Genomic DNA, 23,062 nt, shown 5'->3' with positions numbered 1-23,062 from the left:
TCTGCTGATAACAAGGTCGATTTATTTGACCGAAATACATTTGACTTTTCCTTTTTTACTGGCCTCCAATTGCCTTTTTTTGTGCAAGCCTTTAAATTTCAACCCATGGATAGAATAAATGTACTGGAGCTTATTAAAATCGATGATTATTCAGTAACCCCTAAATACCAACAGCTTGGGAATGCCATCTTAGACGGAATCAGAAAAGGGCTGATTAAAAAAGATGACATGATGCCTTCAATCAACGAGGTAAGTTTTGAATTTGACATATCCAGAGTTACCGTTGAGAAGGGTTATAATGAGCTTCGCAAAATGGGTATTCTTGATTCAGTACCTGGCAAAGGCTACTACATCAAGAGCATAGACGTTAGTCAGCACCTCAGCATTTTTCTTTTGTTTAATAAGCTGAGTCAGCATAAAAAAATTATTTATGATACCCTGACCGCGGAACTTGGAGACCAAGCTGCCATTGATTTTTACGTCTACAATAATGATTTAGGGCTTTTCCATAAGATTTTAAACAAGCGAAAAAATGATTACACCCATTTCGTGATCATTCCACACTTCATAGAGGGAGAGGATAAAGCTCCGGAGATTATTAATTCACTGCCAAAAGACAAATTGATTCTGGTTGATAAACTTCTCAAAAATGTTTCAGGTGAATTTGGGGCTGTCTATGAAAATTTCGACAAAAATATTTTCGACGCTCTATTGGAGGCCAAGGAACGCCTGACAAAGTACAAAACTCTCAATCTTATTTTTCCCGAGAACAGTTATTATCCGAAAGAGATCATCAGAGGTTTTGAGAACTTCTGTAGCGACTTTGCTTTTGATTTTAAAATCATTCACACCATAAGTGAAGAGGAAATAATGCCTGGCAACGTGTACATCAACCTCATGGAAGATGATCTTATCATACTGATTGACAAAGTCTTAAGCACAAGACTTCAGGTAGGAAAAGATGTAGGGATCATTTCCTATAATGAGACGCCGCTAAAAAGATTCATTCTGAATGGCCTGAGTACCATGTCCACTGATTTTGAGGCTATGGGAAAAAGTATCGCGAAACTTATTCTGGAGAAACCGGGAGAACACATTGAAAATCCATTCAAACTTACTCTTCGCGATTCGCTCTAAATTTCAAAAATCATCCCTCTTGCCGATAAGCACAGTTCAGCACAGGACTGATAAAGACTTCAATAAAAATACTTTTGTATTAACTAAAAGAATACAATGGCAAAACCTCAATTTAAACACGTAAGTTACCTTTGGGATGACGCAAAAGCGAAAGAGCTTGAAGGTGACGAAGTAGCACTATTTATATACAGGTCAAACATGCTGGGAGCTGACCTGAGACTTACCAATTACGGCGGAGGAAACACCTCGGTGAAAATCAAAGATAAAGACCCGGTCACTGGCGAAGAAACCGATGTCATGTGGATCAAAGGCTCCGGAGGGGACATTGGAACATTAACCAAAGGCGGCTGTGCGGCACTTTATCTCAATAAATTGAGAGGTTTGGAGAATGTTTACCGTGGTATTGAGCATGAAGACGAAATGGTTGCTCTATTCAACCATTGTATTTTTGATTTAGCTTCAAAAGCTCCCTCAATTGATACACCATTACACGGCTTTTTGCCATTCAAACATATCGACCACCTGCACCCTGATGCCGCTATTGCCATAGCTGCAGCCAAAGACGGCGAGAAAATCACCGAAGAGCTTTTCAATGGTGAAATTGGCTGGGTAGGCTGGCAGAGACCAGGCTTTGACCTGGGACTTCAACTCAGAGAGTGTCTTCAAAATGCAGAGGCCAAAGGGATCAAGCTTAAAGGAATCATGCTGGGTTCTCACGGTTTGTTTACCTGGGGAGAGACTTCTTACGAAAGTTATATCAACACTTTAGAGGTCATTGAAAAATGTGCGGATTACCTTGAAAGCAATTATGATAATGTTTTCGGTGGTCAGAAAATCGAATCGCTTCCGGAAGGAGAAAGAAAAGATCAGGCTGCTGCTATAGCTCCCATTTTAAGAGGATTCTGCTCTTCACATCAGCGAATGGTTGGCCATTTCACCGACGACCCCAGGGTTCTGGAATATGTGAACTCTAATGATCTCGAAAGACTGGCTCCAATGGGAACCTCATGCCCTGATCACTTTCTGAGGACTAAAATTTCTCCATTGGTACTTGAGCTTGATCCAAATGAAGATTTAAGCAGTACCGAGGGAGTCAAAGAGAAATTAACTCCGGCTTTTGAAGCTTACCGCCAAATGTATACTGAGTACTATGAAGCCTGCAAGCATGATAATTCGCCAGCCATGCGTGATCCTAATCCGGTGGTAATTTTATACCCGGGTGTAGGAATGTTCACCTTTGCGAAGAATAAAACAACTGCTCGTCTGGCATCTGAGTACTATATCAATGCCATTAATGTAATGAAGGGTTCTGAGGCTGTTTCAGAATATACCTCATTACCTCGTCAGGAAGCCTTTGATATTGAATATTGGTTATTGGAAGAAGCAAAACTTCAGCGTATGCCAAAGCCAAAAGCACTTTCAGGGAAAATTGCATTGGTAACAGGCTCAGCCGGTGGCATAGGAAAAGCTATCGCCAAAAAATTTGCAGAAGAAGGAGCTTGTGTAGTTCTGAATGACATCAACGAAGAACGTTTGGCAGGGGCCGTTGAAGAGTTTACTAAAACCTTCGGAAAAGATGCTGTGGCTTCAACGTTGTTAAATGTAACGGACAAAGAAAGTACTGAAAAAGCCTTCAAAGATGCCATTCTGGCGTTTGGAGGTGTTGACCTAGTGGTCAATAATGCGGGAATCAGTATTTCAAAATCAATTGAAGATCACTCTCTGGAAGAATGGGATCGTTTGTATGATATTTTGGTCAAAGGGCAATTCATTGTATCTCAAGCCGGGGTTAAAGTCCTAAAAAAACAGGCAATTGGCGGTGATATTGTCAATATTGTTTCGAAAAATGCCGTAGTGGCCGGACCAAATAATCCGGGGTATGGATCAGCAAAATCTGCTCAGGCTCACATGACGCGTTTGATGGCCGCTGAACTTGGTGGTGACAAAATCAGAGTAAATATGGTGAACCCTGACGCTGTTATTTCAGATTCAAACATCTGGGCAGGGGGATGGGCCGAAGGCCGTGCAAAAGCATATGGAATTACAGTGGAAGAGTTACCCGCTTTTTACGCTAAAAGAACGCTTCTAAACGAAATTATTCTTCCGGAAGATATCGCCAATGCCTGCTTTGCTCTGGTAGGTGGTTTATTGGATAAATCAACCGGAAACGCTATCAATGTAGATGGTGGAGTAGCCATGGGCTTTTATCGTTAACTTTTGGACATTGCAGAATCAAGCGGAGAGCGGGAAATGCTCTCCGTTTGTTTCTAAATTCAACCTTACCAACAAATGAAACTCAATAAAGAAGATATTCAGGAATATAACGAGGGACTGCTGGAGTTCCATCAGGAAAAACTCGCTTTCACTAAAAAGGAAGTGACTAATGCTGAGGCCATCATTCAGAAACTGGTGGATTTTCAAATTGCAATTCCTTCCTGGGCTTTAGGAACCGGCGGAACACGTTTTGGACGTTTCTCGGGCGGTGGTGAACCTGCTACATTAGAGCAAAAGATTGAGGATGTCGGCTTACTTCATGCTCTCAACCAAGCCTCAGGAGCAATATCGCTTCATATTCCATGGGATATACCAAAAGATGCGGCCGCTATCAAGGCTCTGGCAGATGAACATGGATTGGTGTTTGACGCAGTCAATTCCAATACATTTCAAGACCAGGCCGATCAGGAATTGAGTTATAAATTTGGCTCGCTTCAGCATACCGATCCGGCTGTTCGTCAGCAGGCGGTTGATCATAATATTGAGGTCATAAAACATGGTATTGAACTCGGCTCTAAGTCTTTGACGGTATGGCTATCGGATGGCTCTTGTTTCCCTGGTCAAATCAACTTCAAAAAGGCTTTTGAAAATACGCTGGAAAGCCTTCAAAAAATATATGCTGAGCTACCGGAGGATTGGAAAATGTTTGTGGAATACAAGGCTTTTGAGCCGAATTTCTATTCTATGACGGTGGGCGACTGGGGGCAGTCCCTTCTATTTGCCAATAAATTAGGTCCAAAAGCGAAAACATTGGTGGATTTGGGCCATCACTTGCCTAATGCGAATATCGAGCAGATAGTTTCTTTATTGATGATGGAAGGTAAACTGGCCGGTTTCCATTTCAATGACTCCAAATATGCAGATGATGATTTGACTGCCGGTGCTATCAAACCATACCAGTTATTCTTGATTTTCAATGAATTGGTGGCAGGAATGGATGCAGCAGGAATGAATCATGCGAAAGACCTGGGCTGGATGATTGATGCGTCACACAATGTTAAAGATCCTCTGGAAGATCTACTACAATCTGTGGAAGCCATCATGCTCGCCTATGCTCAGGCTTTGTCAGTAGACAAAGAGGCATTGGAGAATGCACGTGAAGATAATGACGTGGTAGTAGCTCAAAACATTCTTCAGAACGCCTTCCGTACAGATATGAGAGCTTTGGTGGCAGAAGCTCGTCTGAGAGCTGGTGGGGCCTTAAATCCAATTGGTTTTTACCGCAAAATGGATGTACGGGATAAGTTAATACGTGAAAGAGGATCTAAAACAGTAGCTACTGGACTTTAAATTAACACTTCGCTAGCCCCTCCCTTTGGGGAAGGGTTGGGGTAGGGCCAAATGAAAACCATTGCCATCTTCGATATCGGTAAAACCAATAAGAAGCTTCTGCTTTTCAATGAGCAGTATGAAGTGGTTTATCAATATTCAGAGGAATTGGCCGAAACAGTTGATGAAGACGGCTTCCCCTGCGAGGATTTGGCTGCTTTGAAAGCCTTTTTGAGGACTTCATTTGAAAAGGTTCAAAAAGATTCCTCTTTTGAAATTCAAGCCGTCAATTTCTCTGGTTACGGGGCCTCTTTCATCTATCTGGATGAAAATGGAGCAGAATTAGGGCCTCTCTACAACTACCTCAAACCCTTTTCAGAGGACTTAAGAGCTCGGTTGATTCAGAAATATGGTTTAGAAGAAGGCCTCTCGGCAGAAACCGCCTCCCCTTTTCTGGGAAATTTGAATTCGGGATTACAACCATACCGGCTCAAATACGAAAAGACGGACTTCTTTCTTAAGATCAAAAACGCTCTTCATTTCCCTCAATATCTGGCCTATACTTTTGGAGCAGAACCTGTTACGGAATTGACAAGTATTGGCTGCCATACCCGTCTCTGGGATTTTAAAAAAAATCAATACCACAAATGGGTACAGAAAGAAGGGCTGGCAGACCTTTTTCCTCCGATTCAGTCCAGTGATACCGTTTTTGAGAAAAATGGACTTCTTGTAGGTGTTGGGCTTCATGATAGTTCTTCCGCTCTTATCCCCTATTTAAAGTCATTTTCAGAGCCTTTCATTTTGATTTCTACCGGTACATGGAGTATTTGCCTGAACCCTTTCAACTCCAGTCCGTTAACCGAAGAACAGCTGCAGCAGGATTGTCTGAGTTTTATCAGTTTTGAAGGTCATCAGGTAAAAGCATCCCGCCTTTTTGCCGGGCAAATGCATGAAGACGCGGTGAATACGATTGCAAAGTATTTCGAAGTTAAAAAAGACTTTTTCAAATCTTTGAGACCAAAGGAGATAGAGAGTAAAAGGTCTTTTGAAAAGATAGAGCTAAATAACTTCAAAACGCCTGAAGAAGCCTACACGGCCTTCATGGAGGATTTAATTGAGAAACAAATTCACGCCCTAAAACTCATTCTAACGCCTGAAATCAAGCAAATCTTTATTGATGGTGGTTTCAGCAAAAATCATTTCTTTTTGAAAGGCTTAAAAGAGGCTTTTCCCGAAATTCAATTTTACGCAGCCGAGCTAGCTCAGGCTTCATCACTCGGAGCGGCGTTGGCCATTCATGATAAATGGAATGATAAGACTATGCCTACAGACCTAATCTCTCTTCTTAAAGTTTAACGTTCAAAGAGGGTGCTAATTTTTCTTCCCTTTATTCCAGGGCAAAAGTGCAATCCCCATTCGCATATAGCATCGATCAATGATTGAAGTGATCACAAGACCCGTAGCAAGAATTACAGGAATAATGAGGAAGTTATTTCCAACGAATTTATAGCCGAGAAGAAAAATAACCATCAAAACACCCAAGGTCATTCTGAATTGACGGTCAATTGTCCAACCTTTGACTTCCTGTTTAACTGCCGACTCTTTCGAACTTTGAAAATAGTCATAGCCAAGAGTCATAACAAAAGTATTATCGATGCCTGCCTTTTCCAGTTTCTGATAAACCTGCTTAGCTCTGTTTTGTGATTTACAGATCAAACACACCTTTTGGTCTGTAAAAAGGGAATAAGCTTCTTCAGAAAAGTTAGACAAAGGCAGGTTAATTGCTTGTGGTAGGTGTCCCTCTCTAAATTCTGCACGTTCTCTTACATCAATGATTACGGCATCTCCATTTTCTGTGGCCTGAAGGGCTTCTTTATTATCAATAATTCGCATGGTTAATAGTGTATTTTCATGCTAAAACTATTGCAATAAGTCTTCTTTAAGAAGTTTTGATAAAGAGTTTTATATTATTGTATCACATCACTCCACAACCATTTCAGAGACTCTGCCAAAATAGCTCCACCATGCTTCCCGTCATGCCCACCGGTGCCCCAGTTGGTTTCCAGATCATAGTTTTTAAACCGCAGAGCTGAGGCCATTTGAAGATTACTAATGTACCAGTCTCCATGAATATTATTCAGGTCATTACTGCCATCTTGCAGGTATATTTTAATGTCTTTTGGAGCAGACTTTCGAATAAGAAACGGATAGTGGTGACCACCTCTGATATTGGTAAAGCTTCCGATATGACTTAACACTTTATGAAAATAATCAGGTCGTTGCCAAGCGGCGGTCCAGGCACAAATTGCCCCGGATGAAAGGCCGCAGATTGCGTGCATTTTTCGGTTTTCAGAGATGTTAAGCGTTTTCTTTAATTCGGGGATAAGCTCGTCCAGAAGCATCGTTACATACAAATCGTTGAGCTCGTCATACTCATTAGCTCTGTTGGCATTTCTAAACCGGTTCTCCGGAAAATCCTTTGTAGGATGTCCGGGAGTAATAAACAACCCAATTGTCACCGGCATTTGGCCTTTAGCGATCAAATTATCAAAAACTATGGGCACACGCCAGTCATTGTTTGTATCCACATAGGCATGACCATCTTGAAATACCATTAATGCAGCCGGTTTTGATGCGTCATATTGAGCCGGGACATAAACGTAGTATTCTCTGAAATTTTGAAATGATGGACTCTCCCATATGTACTTAGTGACCTTTCCACTTGGTACGCCTTCCTGTCTGAAAGAGTCTTCGCCAAGTTCATACTCCTGTGCTTTTGAAATAGAAACAACAGAAAATAGTAAAATTGAGAATAGGCAGATAAACTTCATTGCACTGTGTTTTTGTATGAAAAAAGGAGCTGACCCTGGTTCAACTCCTTTCATCTAAAATCAATTTAAATCAAACATGATCTGGATGCGGATGCACATACCCCTCCCGGTAAGGCCTCATCAGCAATGCCGTCGCTTCCGGGTCGCCAACCACTGTTCTGGTTTTAGGGTCGTATACTAAATCTCTGCCGCCAAGACTTTGAGAAATATTGGCCAAAATACAAGAAGCTGTAGAAATATGGCCCTGCTCAATATCTGCAACCGGCCTACCTCCGTTTTCTATAGCTGCAAGAAAATCAAGCATATGAGCCCGCATGGCCGGTGCAGCATTTAACTCAATTCGCTCCTCGGTTAAGTCTTCAGGATAATTTGTTCGATCTATGACCACATCTACATGCTCCGGCTCGGCATCTACTCCTCTCAAAGGGGTATAATCATACATCATGGTAGAACACTCTAAGGTACCTTTATCTCCATAGAACTTATACGACCAAGGGTATTTCGGGTCAGCCGGGCTACCCCAGGTACGGTGATTCCAGACAATATTCAGATCATCATACTCAAAGAGGGCTGTTTGAGTATCTGTAATATTTGACTTCGCATCTTTTTGCACCCATATACCACCTGTAGAAGAGATTTTCTTCGGCCAGCCTAAATCCATACTCCATCGAACGGCATCAAGCATATGAACACACATATCGCCAACTACTCCATTGCCATATTCCATGAAGGCTCTCCACCATCTGATGTGGGGTAAACCATCGTATGGTCTTAAAGGGGCTGGTCCTGTCCACATCTCATAATCTAAATGATCCGGAACAGCCTGAAGTGGCGGGTTGCTACCATTTCTCATGGGGTAATAACAACAAATATCCACATGGGAGATTTTACCGAGTTTCCCGGTATCGATATATTTTTCTTTAGCCTCTTTCAGAAAGGGGGTGCTGCGTCTTTGAGTCCCTACCTGAACGACTTTATTATATTTACGGGCAGCAGCCAACATCGCCTCACCTTCAATGACATCCACGGAAATAGGCTTTTGTACAAACACATGAGCTCCTGATTTAATGGCATCAATACACATCAAAGGATGCCAGTGATCAGGCGAACCGATAAGAACAATCTCAGGTTTTTCTTTGGCCAACAAATCTTTGTAGTTGCCATAACCATTTGGCTTTTTACCAGATTTTTGACGTTTGCTCACCATCTCCTGAGCCTGAGACAGCTGCTTGGTGTCAACATCACAAAGTCCAACGACTTCAACATTCGCCACCTGAATTAATCTGAAAAGGTCAGATTTCCCATACCAGCCGGTACCTAATAAAGCTACTCTATAAGTTTTCTCAGGGTTAATCACAGCCCCTCTGGCTGCTACAGAACTTAAAGCTAAAGAAGCCGCTGTTCCTTTGATAAAGGTTCTTCGGTTAAGGTTCATTTTTCAATAGGTTATTTAATGGCACTTAAATTATACAATTCTATTGTAAGAAGAAGGTTTGTCCATTTAAAAGAAGACCAACGGTTAATTTTGATGGCTTAAAAATAAAAAAGGCCTCTGAATCTATAATTCAAAGGCCTTTGGCTCAATTTCGATTAGCACTTAAAAAAAGTACTTGAAGCTTTGCATTTTTTTGAAATAACTGCCTCTTAATTTCTCACCATTTGACAGCAAGAAATCAAAAGTCAAATGGACCTGAGGATAGGTTCCTTCATACTCAACAGTACCCGAAACCACTTCGATGTCGGTTTCAGAACCATTAAGACTCAGTAATTTTGCCTTAACTCCCGTTTCTCCTGATTGGAATTCAGGAACGATGCTGTAGTTCCCGTTTACAAACCTGGAGGAGAGCATCTGATTACTCAAAAGCATAACCACCTGTTCTTTCGAATAAAAACCCGCATCGTTTAGATTGATGTCCGATAAATAAACATCAGATCTGAAAACTTGCTTTTCTGAAGGTATCAGTTCCTCGATTCCACCAAAATTGAGAGTGATTTTTGTGTCGGAGTAGGCTAACTCATTTTGCTCGAGATCTATCTCCTTGGAAGATCTGAAGAAGACAAATGAACAAAGTAAAACCACACCGAACAAGACATAAAAATGCCTGAATAGTCGATTTTTAATCATACACTTTTTTTTGTTTCCTGACGGTATGATTATCACAAAAACTGGTCCAAAGGGGCCTCTTCTACTTTACTCTTTTCAATTTTGCCATATAAAAGCCATCAAAACCCGTTTCAGCTGGGCTGACTCTTTTTTCATCAAGCAGCTCAAATTCAACATGTTGACTCAGGAAATTTTTTACCTGATCTTCGTTTTCGCTTCTCAAAACACTACAGGTAGCATAGACAAGCGTACCCCCCGGCTTTAGCATGGCCGTGTAATCATCTAGGATACTCGCCTGAATTTGTCTGACCTGATCTATGAATGAAGGCTTCAATTTCCATTTAGCATCAGGGTTTCTTCTGAGGACTCCAGTGCCTGAGCACGGAACATCCAATAATAAATAATCGGCCTTACCTTGATACTTGTCGAGGGTTGATTCCCTGATAAGGTCAGTTGTAATTATCTCCACTCCATTTCTGGAGGCTCTGGATTTCAACTCTTTAAGCTTTCTACCTTCCACATCCATGGATACTATTTTCCCTGAATTATTCATGAGTGCTGCCAGATAAAGACTTTTGCCCCCAGCACCTGCACAGGCATCTATCACAAAGGAGTCTGGTTTGACATCAAGGTATTCAGCGATTTGTTGGCTACCCGCATCCTGAATTTCAAAATGACCTTTCCTGTAACTTTTGAGATGGTCTAGTTTTCTCCGCTTTTTGAGTCTCAAAGCATTTTCCACGTCCGGTACCTCTTCAATTTCTATTTCCTCTTTTTCAAGAGCAGAAATCACTTCTGCTTTATTACTTTTCAGCGTATTGACTCTGATATAGACCTTTGAGTCCTGATTTAATGCATGGATTTCATCGTCCCAATTCGGAACTTCAGCCTCACCGAGTTCATCAAGCCAGTCGGGCACCGACTCACGAACCTTTCTGGTTTTGTTTTCAGATTCATAAAGAGCCAGAATTTTAACCGGGTCAAGATTTTTGAACTCCGGCCAAGCCGGCAAATCATAACCCTGAATACATAACCAGCCACCGACCATTTCCCAAAAACGAGCCTCTTCGCTAAACTTACGTTCATTGATTACCAGACAATACTTCAACAAACGCCACCAGCGGATAATATCATAAGTGTTTTCTGCAATGAAATTACGGTCTCTACTCCCCCATTTCGGATTACTTTTCAGAGTACGAATGATCACTTGATCGGCCTTCCGGTTTTCGTTAAAAATCTGGATAAGGTTAGTCAAAACAGCCTCTACAAGCGGCCTGTGAAGTTTTTTTACCATAGGGATCAAAGATAGTTCTATATGACTTCTATCACATTGACTTCAGGAAAAATAGCTTACTTTTGTTTGAAGCTTCTTAATCAAATATGATCTCAAAAAAGGCTAAGTACGCACTCAAGGCATTGAAATACCTCGGCACCAACTACGAGGAAAAGAAACCCGTATTGATTTCAAAAATTGCTGAAGAGGAAAATATTCCCAAGAAGTTTCTGGAGGCTATTCTACTTGAATTGAGAAATAATGGCCTGCTGCAAAGTCAAAAGGGCAAGGGAGGCGGTTATCTGCTTAGAATGCCCCCCGAACAGATCACCTTTGCCAAAGTTTTGAGAATTATTGATGGGCCCATAGCTCCTCTTTTGTGTGTTTCTCTGAACTTCTACGGACAATGCGAAGATTGTAAAACTGAGAATGAATGTACTTTACGGCCAATTCTGGGACATGTAAGAGATGCCAACCTCGCCGTGTACGAAAAAACCACCGTCGCTGATCTTATAAAAGAACCTACAGCTTAGTACAGACAAACGTAATATCCTCTCCACCAAGTGTAGAAGAAAACCGCAGTGTTCCGTTTTCAAAAGTCGCCACTTTGTTGGTGCCAACGGAAAAATCAATTACTCCTGACATAGACTCTGAAAGCTCCATAGCGGCACCTGCTTTTTCAATATTTGTGCTACCGCCAGTTGTGGTAAGTTGAGACATTTGAAAATCTACAAAAGTGTCAGAGACTTTGGTTAGTGTAAGCTCAAAATCAATGGTTGAATTATTTCCCTGGATAGGAACATTGGAATTCCCGACGGAGGATTCAATAAAAACAACATCATAATTACCGGAAACCTGATCTGCCAGAGAAAGAACTTCCTTTTTGGTACACGAGGTAAAAACCACCAGGAGGAGAATAACTACACTTAATTTTTTCATGATCAATTCTTAGTTATTTGAACCCATTAAAATAAGCCAGAAACACCGTGGTTCTTTATTTTTTTATTTTACGACATAAAACTTACTTCAGATTAGCAGGCCACAAAGTGCTCTTTGTCAATACTCTACAATCATTCGCTACAAAAACCCCAACCAATCCGTAAAATAAAATCAATGCTGCATTTACCCGTTTAACCGCACAAAAGGGCCATTTATGTATTTGAATTTCACGATTTTGAAAAGAAGATGAAAAATGCGTTCTTTTGGATCATGTTTAACCCTTTAATCTTATCAAGATGACCAGACCGACTTTTTTAACCGTTCTCTGTATTCTTACTTTTATTGGTAGCGGATACGGCATATTTAATGCAATTACAAGCTACTCTAATGCTGAAATGGCAGTAGGCCTTACCAACGATGTAATGGAAGATGCTATGGATCAGATAGAAGACGAAGCTGACACTGAACAAGAAGCCGCTATGGTGGGAAAAATCATGGGAGCAGTAACAGATGGGCTTACTGTAGAAAATGTCAAAAACATGTCTATTGCCAACGGCATCTCTGCTCTATTATGCCTGTTAGGTGCTGTATTAATGTGGGGACTTGACAAAAAAGGCTTCTGGCTCTATGTCATTGGTACGGCAGTTGGCATTATCGCTCCTCTTATGATTTACAAAGGTATTCTCGGTGCAATGGCCGGAGGAGGTATCGCATTTTTCGGTATCATTTTCGTGATCCTTTATGCTCTTAACTTAAAACATATGAAATAATGCAGTACACCAATCCTGATTTAATTAGTCATGCCTATAAGTTAGTTTCAAAAAAATGGATTCTGGCTATAGTGGCAGTTATTCTTGTAGGACTTATCAGTAACCTCGGTAGTGCCATAGATGAAAAACTGGCCATACTCAACATTTTCCTTTCAGGAGCCTTGGCCGTGGGTTCTGCTACATTTTTTCTGAAGATTGTCAGAGGACAGGAAGAAAGGATAGAAGACATTTTTGAGGGCTTCAAAACAAATTATGTAGCCACTTTAGTTGCAACTATCGTTAGCCTTATTGTGGTTATGCTTGGCTTTATCGCTCTAATCATCCCGGGAGTTATTTTAGGCCTTGGTTTATCTCAAACTTATTATATTTTGGCCGAAGACAAAGAAATCTCAGGTATAGATGCCATGAAGAAAAGCTGGGAGATGATGGATGGATGGAAAATGAAGTATTTCCTTCTTTGTCTTTTGTACTTTGGTATGGGTATTCTGGGCTTACTGGCATTGGTTGTAGGTCTGCTGTTTGTAATTCCAATTATCAGTACTTCTAATGCTTTGTTTTACGAAAAGCTGAAGACCGGACAGCTAAAGCAACCTTAAGATTTGCTAAATGAAAATCAAAGGGCTGGCACCTCAAAAGAGGGCCAGCCCTTTTTTTATTTAAGTTTAAACAGAATGGAACCAATCCCTGAGTTCAATCCGGTACTTCTGATATAATAACCTGCTCTTAGCTCGATTGCGTTCAGATGCTGGATGCCAAAAACACCTCCCGGAGTTGACTTTCTCAATCCGAACCCCATGAAATGGCTGTCAAAACCAGAAATATCGTAATCTGAGGTATAAAAACTATCTGTAGTCATATGCTCTCCATATGGCTTGAAAAAGTCAACAGCAGATTGCCTGTTAAATCTGTAAAAAGGGCTAATAGAACTGAAAGGAGATAACTTGATAGGCACCTCCAGACTAGCCGTATGGCCCTTCATCCCCCAGTCGTCCACATAATAACGGTAGAAACCTCTGAAGATGAAACGGTCGCCGAGAAAGTAACTGGTCCTAAGGCCGACAGGCAGCTTTATTCGGCTGTCAGGCAACTTCTCAGTGCTAAGACTTCCATCTGCAAAATACACCCGGTGAAAAGGCGTACTTAAAAATCCTTGCTGATATGAAGGCTCTACCGTAAGTAAAACCTGAAGGTTTTTATTTACAATCCTCGAAAGAGTCAGGCCTCCATAGAAGGTATTCCGAGGAGAGAATGTTTCATTGTCGTCATCGTCTCTCTGACCCGCTGGCCTGAGTTCATAAGGCAAGATGATTTGCCAACGGTCAATGAAAGCACCAGCCTTGAAAGCTAATTCAGTGTTATTGTCCCTTGAAATTTTTGCAAGACCCAGATTTGCTCCAAAAGAAAGGTAATCATATTCATACGACGTATTAATTCCAAAAGACTTGGTAACACCGGTCTCGGGATTTTCAACTGAGTACGTCAAGGAAGGATAAACATGAACATCAGAACGTGAAGCCCCTGAGAATGTCATTGGATCAATATTATCTGAAGATGCCGAGGTATATGCATCAATATTCATTTGGCCGTTCAGAGTATGTTTTCGTTCCTTTTTATCAACCATGGAGACGGTGACATCAAGGGAGTTTCCTATATTAAAAAGGGCTTCAGTTCCTATTCCCCCCGTGACTGCAGAGTTATTTCCATCTTGCTGGTAATAGCTGCTAACAAAATTGACTTCTTCTATTTTGAGTTTTCTAGACTTGTAGTTTTCCTTTACTTTTTCCCTAAAATCATGTAAAGTCTGGGCCTGTCCGCTGGCGTAGATGCTAAAATAAAGGCCGATTGCGATGAGTAATTTCTTCATTTTTGAAAAGGGTTAGAATTATTAGTTACAGCCGCAGCCACCACCGCTTTTGCCACCATTGGCCCCGGCAGGGCCCTCTCGGTACATGTAAAAGCTTTGTTCAAACTTCTCTGTCTTTCTGGCTGAAAGACTCATTTCAGCATCATTAATTTTGCTTTTCTGATATTCTTTAACTGTCGCACATGAGCTTGCCATGCCCGCCAACAATAGAATTACTACAGTTTTCTTGATATTCATTTCATGAAATTTTAAGACCATCAGAAGTATGAATAGTATTGAAATCATCAATAATTATGCACTCCATCAGGTTCATTTGATTGATTAGCTCTAATCCACTTTTTACGCCCATCACCATTACAGGTGTGGCCATTGCATCTGCCAGCTCGGCATTCGTTGTTAAAATGCTCACACTTTTAATTCCAGAAGTAGGAAAACCCGTTTTAGGATTAATGGTATGACTGTACCTCATTCCATTGATAATGACAAACTTTTCATAAGTACCTGAAGTGGCAATAGCGGCATCTGAAATATTTAAATGAGCAAGATAGTTTTCTGGTCCGTCAGGGTCACTAAGACCTATACTCCAGCTTTTGCCGTCTAGTTGCCTGCCCCAGGCTGTTAAATCACCGGAAGCATTGATAAAACCTGATTTCACCCCTTTATTGACCAATAACTGACGAGCCTTATCGGCCCCATAACCTTTACCTATTCCTCCGAAACCGATTCTCATTCCTTTGTTTTTGAGGAAAACCGATTTTTCAGTGTCATTGAGCTCGATATTATTGAAGTTGATCAAATGCACGCTTTGCCTAGCAATTTCTTCCGTCGGAAGGCAGGTCATGGTTGTATCAAAATTCCACAGTGACTTATCAATACCTCCGTAGCTAATATCAAATGCACCATCGGTCAGTTGAGAAATGCGATTTGAGCGGGCAATAAGGTCAAAAACTTCAGCATCAACTTTAACTGGTCTGATGCCTGCCTGCTGATTAATCTGATTGACTTGAGAATCGTCTTTGAAAGTGCTCAGCAATGCTTCTATCCGCTGAATCTCAGTCACGGCGTCATTCAGAAGTTGCTCAGCAATGGTCTCATTTTCATGAACAATGCACAGCTCAAACCGATTACCCATTAGTTTCTCAACTTTCCTGAAATTTTGAGGCTTATTCATAAATGGCAGATTTTATTTTAGCTAGCGTTTCATCCTTTTTGCCATTATAGCCATCCCAGGAGGCTATCACTGAGCCATCTGCATCTAGTAAAAGCGTCAGCGGAAACTTACCCTCGGGGTTATACTTCTCTGCTAAAACTTCATTTTCCCGGGTATCTTCATCGGAGAGTCGGTTCTTTTTTAGTCTTGGAAAATCAGCTCTAAGTAAAACCAGTTTTTCTACAGCCAGTTCTTTAAACTCATCAGAAGAAAAGACTTCCTTTTTGAGCATTATGCACGGAGCACACCAGTCTGAACCAGAGAAATTCAACAAGATCAACTTGTGCTCTTTTTGAGAAGTCTCCTTTGCCGTCTGGAGATCATTTGACCATTGGGCATTAGAGAAAAACAAAATAAAAAACAGTTGAAAAGCAATTAGAAATTTCATTTGAAAGGAGTTTAAGGTGAAAAAACTAACGTAAAAGATCCGTAAGAGATCAGGAAATTGTCAGAACATTCTCATTCTGAGATACGGTGTAAATCTGAAGTCCTTTTGAAGCATCCTTGTTTAAACCTTGTCCAGTGGTACCAAAACGGGCTCCGTGATCTGTGCAGTAAAACTCACCATTACGGAAAATCACTTTTCTTTTATTCTCATGGGAGCATATTTGCGAACCCGCCACATAAGAACCGCCATTATTAGCAATGACCACACCGTCTTTGATTATGTAGCCTCCATCAGAGATCAAAGAGGAATTGGCGGAGTCAGAAAGGTCAATGGTAAGAGAGTTTCCGAGATTGGAGGTTGCAGAGGGATTTACATCGGCTGGCAAACAGGAAGTGCCGGTGCAATAAAGAGCAAAAAGAGCTGCTCCCTTAAAACCGAGATCCTTTAAGAACTCGTTTCTTTTGAGTTTTTGAGTGTTCATTTTTGAAAAGAATTTAAGGTGTATAAATCTTCCCTTTTTAGTACGTCTGTATCATAAAAAGTGAAGCTATAAGGGTGTCAAATTCTGATCAAAGGCACTTTTATTTAATGGTAATAGGAGTAACAGCCAGATAACGCTCCAGTTATTTTTTTTAGTATCAGTTAAAACAAAAAAGTGTAGAAGAATATACCCACACAAACTTTAGAATTCTTATATTCAGGTCATTAACATTTTATTTTTCCGTAGAATAGACTTCCCTAAAAAGACTTTCAAACAGTAAACTCATCTGATATATTTGCTCTGTAACCAAACCTATTCATCATGAAAAAGAGATTAGTTTTATCATTTTTAGTTCTTTTTGCTTTTAATGTCTCTGCTCAGGAGTTCATGCCTGGTTTTGATATGTTCTCTCACAAAAAGCCAGCCTACATCACTTTAAATGATGGTTCAAAAGTGGAAGGTGAACTGGACAAATTAAACCGCAAAAGGAATAATATTTCAGGTATAAGAATGATTATTGACGGTCAGGAAATAGAATACGCTCCGGAGGATGTAAAAGAGATGTACTTACCAGCCCATAGCCTGAACAAGTTTTCTCTTAAAATTGATAACGCCACTAACACCTCCAAAGATTATGATCTGGATATGATTAATGAAGGCTATGGCTTTTTTGAGAATACAGAAGTAATACTTGGTAAAAATAATGAGACTCTAATGATGCAACTGGTTAACCCAAGCTTTGCCAGTAAAGTAAGGGTGTATTTTGATCCCATGGCAATGGAGACCGCCAGCATGAGCGTTGGCCCGATGAAAACGGGTGGCGTGGACCGTAGTTATTTTATTAAGGTGGATGATGAACCAGCCTATAAAGTATCAAAAGCCAACTATAAAAACATTTACAAAGACTTATACGCAAGCTGCCCGAGCCTAATCAAAGAAATCGGTAAAAAACCTAACTGGAAAGAAATAGCCGAGCATATGTACGCATTTGATGCTTGTGAATAAACTCAACGGTTAAAAACAAAAAAGCCGGCGATCGCCGGCTTTTTTGTTCAATATGGTGACTCCTGGGGTTACTTCTCTTCACCAGCCATACCGGCAAATAGCTGTGCACCTTTAGTGACAATATTTTCGAAACTGCCTGGCGTTATAATCTCGGCCCAGCCGTTCTGAACAGCACCTGTCTCTACCTCCATTTTCTCAAAAATAATTTCTTCACCTTCACTTTTGAGTTTCAAAATATAGGTTCCGTCGGGTTCTCTTAATAAAGAGGACTCAGGCAGAGCTTTCACTTCATGTTCATCAATCTGTATCTCGCCCGTCAGAAACTGTCCCGGAATCAACGCCTCTCTGGCATTATGGTCATTTAAATGTACATGAACTCGTATAGCCTTACTTTGATCATCAAAAACTTTAGCGATAAGAAAAACACTTCCTTCCGTCTGGCCGGATAGGCCCGCCCCCGATAACATGACCTTTTGCCCCTCTTTGAGATACATGGCGTCTTTCTCAAAAACCTGTAACTCCACATGAAGGTGCTCGTTGCTGATAAGCTCAAAAAGCACATCTGTTGGCGAAAAATTACTTCCGGTGTTGATAAAGACCTCTTTCACATATCCTGAAATGGGAGAATAGACATAAAACTGCTCCTGTATTTTACCTGACTGCAGAGAAGCCAGATCGACATTGGAAAGCTTCAGTTTCGCTTCTAAACCGGCCAGTACTGCCTCATTCATTTTAAGGTTATTCTGAGCACTTTGAAGTGATTTCTCAACACCGGCATTTTCAGTAATCAACTGCTGCTGACGTACAAGCTCCTTTTTTAGGAAATCGTTTTTGAGGTAACTCTCGAGATAGTTTTGCTGAATATCCAGAAGCTCGGTACTCGTGGCCAGAGCCAGCACACTACCTTTTTTGACGTATTTGCCTGGCAATACGTTGTGTGTAATACGGGCAATTTTGCCATTAACCACAGTACTTACTTTGGCAATATTTTCCGGTGGGACATCTACCATTCCATTGGCAGTAATCGCTGAACTCATCATCCGGCTTTCAGCATTTCCCAGAGTAACGTCAAGGTTGGCGTATTGGGTTTTGGTCAATACGACTTCAGAACTTGCTGAATCCTGCGTTTCTACCTCTTCTGTAACAGTTTCTTCTTTTTGCTCGGTGCAAGCTCCTAAAGCAAGCCCGGCCAACAGAAATAGATATTTTAAATTTTTCATCTGCTTATATTTTATTGGCCCTGAAGCCATAGAATTTCATTTTGGATAAGATTAAACTGGTGCCCTAAACTCTGCTTATTCAGCTTAAAGTTTAACTGCTGAAGCAAAGGCTGATGGTATTCAAGAAAGCTGATTTCACCCGCCAAATACCTTTTCTGAGCCATCGAAATCACTGATTCGCTTTGCTCCAAAATAGTGTTATAGCGGTTCTCTGAGGCCTTCACACCCTCAGCTTCAGCTTGTAGCCTCATTAAATCTTTGGATAACTCGTATTCAGCCACTTTGTATTGCTCACCTATCAAAGCCTGAGTTAATCGGGCCGACTCCACACGAGCCTTTTCGGCCGATTTGAAAATGGGAATCTGAATGCCACCACCAACATAAAATTGATTGAGTTTTGAGACCATACTTTGATTAAAAAAGCCGAGACTAAAATCAGGCTTCATCTTCGACTGCTCTACTTCAATGGCACTTTTTGCGGCATTCTCATTGGCCTGAATCAATAATAAATTGGGGTTCTCCAAGGCTGCAGCAATAGGTACAGTACCATCAAAGTCAAGCTCAATTTCATCCACATTGAGTAACTTTTTCAATGCATTGAGGTCGGACTGAAATAATACCTCTTTGTGATTGAGTTGAGTTTTAAGAGCCTCCATTTCGTTTCCTGCCATCAGAGCATCCATTTTTGAGGCCGCCCCGGCATTGGCACGTTTTTGAGCAAAATCCTGCAATTGACCATAGACGGTAAGCTGCTCCTGTAGAATATTCATTTCTCTATTGGTATTCACCATCGAAAAGTAGAAATGCCTTACCTGCCGATGGAGAGCAGCTTTTGACAACTTTTTATCAGCTTCTGCTACACCTATCAGACTCTCGTAATAGGTTTTTAAACTCTTATTTTTAGCTGGATTTCGAATTCCTTGCTCAACTCCCAGCACGTAATCATTGGCTCCCGGATTCTGAAGATTACCGTATTGCAAACTGAAATCAGTGGTAGGCACCGACTTTGAGGCCAACACATCCTGCTTTCTGATGGCGATTTCAGCATCTTTCAATTGATACCCCGGGTTATTCTGATCAGCCTTTTCCAGTAGTTGACTTAAAGTCATTTGAGCATTACCCAAAGCCGGAAGAAGCACAATAAAACCAATGGTAGCCAGTGTTTTACTAAAATGTGAGTTCTTTTCTTCCCGATTGAATAACATGTATAAAACGGGTAAAACCACCAAGGTCAGCAGAGTGGCAGAAATTAGCCCACCGATCACAACGGTGGCCAGTGGTTTCTGAACTTCAGCACCCGCAGAAGTTGAAATAGCCATTGGCAAAAAGCCCAAAGAGGCCACAGAAGCGGTCATCATCACAGGCCTGAAACGTACTTTGACAGCAGCTTTGACACGTTCCGTAAGACTCATCGTTTCATCTTTCTCCAAATCACTCAGGTAGCCCAACAAAACAATACCGTTCAGTACAGCAACCCCGAAAAGAGCAATGAAACCAACCCCGGCAGAAATACTAAAAGGCATGCCTCTGAGGTAAAGAGCAAACACCCCACCGATAGCCGAAAACGGAATGGCGGTGAAGATGATCAGTGACTTTTTCAGTGAATGGAAAGTGAAGTAGAGCATCACAAAAATGAGAGCAAGGGCAATAGGCACGGCAATCATCAGTCGGTCTTTAGCCATCTGCAGGTTTTCAAAAGCACCGCCGTATTCAAAATAATAGCCTGTTGGCAGATTAACCTCGTTTTTCAACGTTTCCTGAATTTCTTCTACCAGAGACTCCACGTCACGATTTAAAACACCAATACCGACATTGATACGGCGTTTAGTACCTTCCCTTGAAATCTGGGCCGGACCAGTCTGGTAAGTAATATTACCTAAGGCCGCAAAAGGAACAAAAGCCCCTGAAGCCGTTTTCACCGGCAATTGACGAACATTTTCGATGTCTTTTCTGAAAGATTCATCAAAACGCATGACCATATCAAAACGCTTTTCTTTCTCAAAAACAACACCGGCTGTCTGACCTGAAAAGGCTGTATTCAAAGTTGTGTTTAACTCCTCAATACTCAAACCATAGCGTGCCAGAGCATCGCGGTCATAATCAACTTTAATTTGAGGCAAACCGGCTACGCGTTCAACTTTTACGCTGGCCACGCCGTTGATTTTTCGCAGGGCCTGATTGACCCTCTCTCCTAAATCTGAGAGTATATTCAAATCTTCCCCGAAAATTTTGACTACAATTTCAGATTTAGCACCCGAAATCATCTCATTGAAACGCATTTGAATAGGTTGTGTGAACTCCACGCTGGTTCCCGGAACTTCTTCCTCCAAAACAGCCGCCATTTTCTCAACCAATTCTTCCCTTGACCCGGCTGATGTCCATTCTTCAGCGTCTTTAAGGTTGATCATCAAATCGGCCATTTCAGGTGGCATTGGGTCGGTAGGTACTTCTGAGGCCCCTACTCTACCCACAATTTGCCTGACTTCAGGAAACTTATTGAGCAGAGCTTTTTGAGCTTTTAAGGTCGCATCTACCGTAGTGGTTAAAGAGGAACCGGGAGCTGTTTGGAAATCCACCGCAAGGTCGCCTTCATCGAGTGTCGGGATAAACTCACCACCCATCCGGGTAAAGGTAAAAATAGCCGCAGCAAGTAAAAGTAGAGCCACAGTCACGGTGGTTTTCTTCATTCTGATTGCTCCCAGAAATATCGGTTCATAGACCCTATAAATGCTATTGACAATCTTATCTGAGATTTTGAAATGCTTGTTTCCCTCCTTTCTCAAGAGTAGAGCAGAAGCCATCGGAATGTAGGTCAGCGAAAGCAAAATAGCGACCATGATAGCTATACTCACCGTCAGAGCCATGGGTCTGAACATCTTTCCCTCAATTCCTTCAAGGCTCAGAATAGGCAGATAAACCAGCAAAATGATAAATCCACCGAAGACCGCTGAAGACAAAACGGAAGTAGCGGAGTGTTTCACCATACTATCCATCTTTCCGGCTTCTATTTTAGGGACTTTATACTGTTTATCGTGGTGTAGTTTGAATAGAACGGCTTCAACCACAATCACTGAACAGTCAACCAACAAACCGAAATCCATAGCACCGAGACTCATCAGGTTAGCCGAAATACCCGCCTGATTCATGATACCGAAGGTGATGAGCATGGTAATGGGAATTACCGAGGCCACCAGCAAGCCGGCCCTGATACTACCCATGAGCATTACCAGTACAAAAATGACAATCAAACCTCCTTCCAATAGGTTTTTCTCAACCGTACTTATCGATTTATCAATCAGCTTGGTACGATCAATGAAAGCTGAAATCTGAACATCTTCAGGTAAAGATTCGGAAATCCGACTGATACGTTCTTTTACAGCCTCAATGGTCTTTTCAGAGTCGGCTCCTTTGAGCATCAATACAATACCACCAACAGCTTCACTTTCTCCGTTTCTTGTCATAGCCCCATAGCGAATGGCATGACCGAAACCCAGATCTGCCACATCTTTCACTCTGATCGGTAGGCCACCTTTTTGACCGACGGCAATCTGTCCGATATCATCGAGACTCGATACAACACCCTGACCACGAATAAAATAAGCCTGACTGTTCTTCTCAATATAGCTACCGCCTATATTGGCATTATTGCTTTGCAAAGAAGCATATAACTCACTCAGGCTAATGTCATTGGCCTTCAATTTCTCCGGGTTGACCTTTATCTCATATTGTTTGACATAACCGCCAAAACTACTGATCTCAATAACGCCTTCTACCCCGGCCAGCTGGCGTTTCACCACCCAGTCCTGAATGGTTCTGAGGTCTGTCAGTGAATACTTATCCTCACTTCCTTTTTGGGGTACCAGGGTATATTGATAAATCTCGCCAAGGCCTGTGGTGATAGGGGCGAGCTCGGGTGAACCGAAATTTTGAGGAATATCACCCTCAGCTATTTTGATTTGCTCCGCAACCATTTGGCGAGCCAGATACATATCAATATCCTCCTCAAAAACGAGCGTAATCACCGAGAGGCCTTGTCTTGACGTGGAGCGAATTTCGGTAACACCCTGTAGGTTAGCCATTTGAAGCTCTAGCGGTGCCGTAATGTATTGCTCCACTTCTTCTGTGGCCAAAGCGGGCGATTGCGTCAATATAACCACCTGATTATTAGTAACATCAGGGATGGCATCAATGGGCAGCTGACGCAATGAAAAGGCTCCCCATATCAGTACGAGTATCAAAACAAAGCCGAGTACGACCTTATTTTTGATGCTCAATTCAATTATTTTTTCAAACATGA

21 protein-coding genes are annotated in these 23,062 nt (G+C 41.5%); 8 read left to right on the top strand and 13 right to left on the bottom strand.

The annotated features are described in order from the left end of the window. Positions 1-105 precede the first annotated feature (105 nt). The 4 genes from AFM12_RS02260 to AFM12_RS02245 all read left to right on the top strand — a co-directional run bounded on the left by AFM12_RS02260 (position 106) and on the right by AFM12_RS02245 (position 6,036). The gene (locus AFM12_RS02260) at positions 106-1,137 is read left to right on the top strand and encodes a GntR family transcriptional regulator (protein WP_055145066.1); all 1,032 of its coding nucleotides are present in this window, start codon (positions 106-108) and stop codon (positions 1,135-1,137) included. Positions 1,138-1,233: 96 nt separating this feature from the next. Continuing rightward, positions 1,234-3,351 (top strand): bifunctional rhamnulose-1-phosphate aldolase/short-chain dehydrogenase, encoded by a 2,118-nt coding sequence (locus tag AFM12_RS02255; RefSeq protein WP_055143650.1) that lies wholly within the window; start codon positions 1,234-1,236, stop codon positions 3,349-3,351. Positions 3,352-3,426: 75 nt separating this feature from the next. Continuing rightward, on the top strand, positions 3,427-4,701 hold the full coding sequence (locus AFM12_RS02250; RefSeq protein ID WP_055143649.1) for a sugar isomerase: 1,275 nt from the start codon (positions 3,427-3,429) through the stop codon (positions 4,699-4,701). Between the two features lie 51 nt (positions 4,702-4,752). Continuing rightward, positions 4,753-6,036 (top strand): FGGY-family carbohydrate kinase, encoded by a 1,284-nt coding sequence (locus AFM12_RS02245; RefSeq protein WP_055143648.1) that lies wholly within the window; start codon positions 4,753-4,755, stop codon positions 6,034-6,036. Between the two features lie 15 nt (positions 6,037-6,051). On the opposite strand, the gene AFM12_RS02240 is transcribed toward AFM12_RS02245, so the two are convergent. From AFM12_RS02240 to AFM12_RS02220, 5 genes are all read right to left on the bottom strand, one after another. Then, positions 6,052-6,573 carry a rhodanese-like domain-containing protein gene (locus AFM12_RS02240; RefSeq protein WP_055143647.1) on the bottom strand — a complete coding sequence of 174 codons (522 nt, stop codon included), beginning with the start codon at positions 6,571-6,573 and terminating at the stop codon, positions 6,052-6,054. A gap of 74 nt (positions 6,574-6,647) precedes the next feature. Continuing rightward, complete coding sequence (locus AFM12_RS02235; RefSeq protein ID WP_055145064.1) at positions 6,648-7,511, bottom strand: alpha/beta hydrolase; 864 nt, start codon at positions 7,509-7,511, stop codon at positions 6,648-6,650. Between the two features lie 70 nt (positions 7,512-7,581). Beyond that, positions 7,582-8,946: a Gfo/Idh/MocA family protein gene (locus tag AFM12_RS02230; RefSeq protein ID WP_055143646.1), complete on the bottom strand. Its 1,365-nt coding sequence runs from the start codon at positions 8,944-8,946 to the stop codon at positions 7,582-7,584. A gap of 162 nt (positions 8,947-9,108) precedes the next feature. Next, positions 9,109-9,636, bottom strand: coding sequence for a hypothetical protein (locus AFM12_RS02225; RefSeq protein WP_055143645.1), 528 nt, complete (start codon positions 9,634-9,636; stop codon positions 9,109-9,111). A 61-nt stretch (positions 9,637-9,697) separates the two neighbouring features. After that, positions 9,698-10,909, bottom strand: a complete 1,212-nt coding sequence (locus tag AFM12_RS02220; RefSeq protein WP_055143644.1) for an RsmB/NOP family class I SAM-dependent RNA methyltransferase — start codon at positions 10,907-10,909, stop codon at positions 9,698-9,700. Between the two features lie 86 nt (positions 10,910-10,995). Between AFM12_RS02220 and AFM12_RS02215 the strand changes: the two genes are divergently transcribed. After that, a complete protein-coding gene (locus AFM12_RS02215) occupies positions 10,996-11,421 on the top strand; it encodes an RrF2 family transcriptional regulator (protein ID WP_055143643.1) in 426 nt (141 codons plus the stop codon). Here the strand turns inward: AFM12_RS02215 and AFM12_RS02210 are convergent. Next, positions 11,411-11,827 carry a hypothetical protein gene (locus AFM12_RS02210; protein ID WP_055143642.1) on the bottom strand — a complete coding sequence of 139 codons (417 nt, stop codon included), beginning with the start codon at positions 11,825-11,827 and terminating at the stop codon, positions 11,411-11,413. The two genes, AFM12_RS02215 and AFM12_RS02210, sit on opposite strands and share 11 nt — an antisense overlap. Before the next feature lie 296 nt (positions 11,828-12,123). Between AFM12_RS02210 and AFM12_RS02205 the strand changes: the two genes are divergently transcribed. Together AFM12_RS02205 and AFM12_RS02200 are read left to right on the top strand one after the other, a co-directional pair. Further along, positions 12,124-12,597, top strand: a complete 474-nt coding sequence (locus tag AFM12_RS02205) for a hypothetical protein (protein WP_055143641.1) — start codon at positions 12,124-12,126, stop codon at positions 12,595-12,597. Then, positions 12,597-13,193: a DUF975 family protein gene (locus AFM12_RS02200; protein ID WP_055143640.1), complete on the top strand. Its 597-nt coding sequence runs from the start codon at positions 12,597-12,599 to the stop codon at positions 13,191-13,193. Before AFM12_RS02205 ends, AFM12_RS02200 begins: the two co-directional genes overlap by 1 nt. Positions 13,194-13,249: 56 nt before the next feature. Here the strand turns inward: AFM12_RS02200 and AFM12_RS02195 are convergent, their stop codons facing one another. The 5 genes from AFM12_RS02195 to AFM12_RS02175 are packed head-to-tail and all read right to left on the bottom strand — an operon-like array spanning position 13,250 to position 16,540. Next, a complete protein-coding gene (locus tag AFM12_RS02195; protein WP_055143639.1) occupies positions 13,250-14,461 on the bottom strand; it encodes a DUF3570 domain-containing protein in 1,212 nt (403 codons plus the stop codon). Between the two features lie 21 nt (positions 14,462-14,482). After that, positions 14,483-14,698, bottom strand: coding sequence for a DUF4266 domain-containing protein (locus AFM12_RS02190; RefSeq protein WP_055145061.1), 216 nt, complete (start codon positions 14,696-14,698; stop codon positions 14,483-14,485). A gap of 1 nt (position 14,699) precedes the next feature. Next, positions 14,700-15,632: an FAD:protein FMN transferase gene (locus tag AFM12_RS02185; protein ID WP_055143638.1), complete on the bottom strand. Its 933-nt coding sequence runs from the start codon at positions 15,630-15,632 to the stop codon at positions 14,700-14,702. Continuing rightward, complete coding sequence (locus tag AFM12_RS02180) at positions 15,625-16,059, bottom strand: thioredoxin family protein (RefSeq protein WP_055143637.1); 435 nt, start codon at positions 16,057-16,059, stop codon at positions 15,625-15,627. The genes AFM12_RS02185 and AFM12_RS02180 overlap by 8 nt, the downstream gene beginning before the upstream one ends. Before the next feature lie 49 nt (positions 16,060-16,108). Beyond that, positions 16,109-16,540, bottom strand: coding sequence for a QcrA and Rieske domain-containing protein (locus AFM12_RS02175; RefSeq protein WP_055143636.1), 432 nt, complete (start codon positions 16,538-16,540; stop codon positions 16,109-16,111). 321 nt (positions 16,541-16,861) lie between these two features. Between AFM12_RS02175 and AFM12_RS02170 the strand changes: the two genes are divergently transcribed. Then, positions 16,862-17,545 (top strand): hypothetical protein, encoded by a 684-nt coding sequence (locus AFM12_RS02170; protein WP_055143635.1) that lies wholly within the window; start codon positions 16,862-16,864, stop codon positions 17,543-17,545. A 68-nt stretch (positions 17,546-17,613) separates the two neighbouring features. Here AFM12_RS02170 and AFM12_RS02165 read toward each other — a convergent pair whose 3' ends face one another. Continuing rightward, a complete protein-coding gene (locus AFM12_RS02165; protein WP_157687261.1) occupies positions 17,614-18,765 on the bottom strand; it encodes an efflux RND transporter periplasmic adaptor subunit in 1,152 nt (383 codons plus the stop codon). Between the two features lie 11 nt (positions 18,766-18,776). Beyond that, positions 18,777-23,060 (bottom strand): CusA/CzcA family heavy metal efflux RND transporter, encoded by a 4,284-nt coding sequence (locus tag AFM12_RS02160; RefSeq protein ID WP_055143633.1) that lies wholly within the window; start codon positions 23,058-23,060, stop codon positions 18,777-18,779. Between the last annotated feature and the right edge of the window lie 2 nt (positions 23,061-23,062).

It is taken from the genome of Jiulongibacter sediminis (assembly GCF_001306455.1).
Classification (GTDB): Bacteria; Bacteroidota; Bacteroidia; order Cytophagales; family Spirosomataceae; genus Jiulongibacter; species Jiulongibacter sediminis.
The sequence above is the reverse complement of the archived record's forward strand: the minus strand, read 5'-3'. Positions and strand labels throughout refer to the sequence as shown.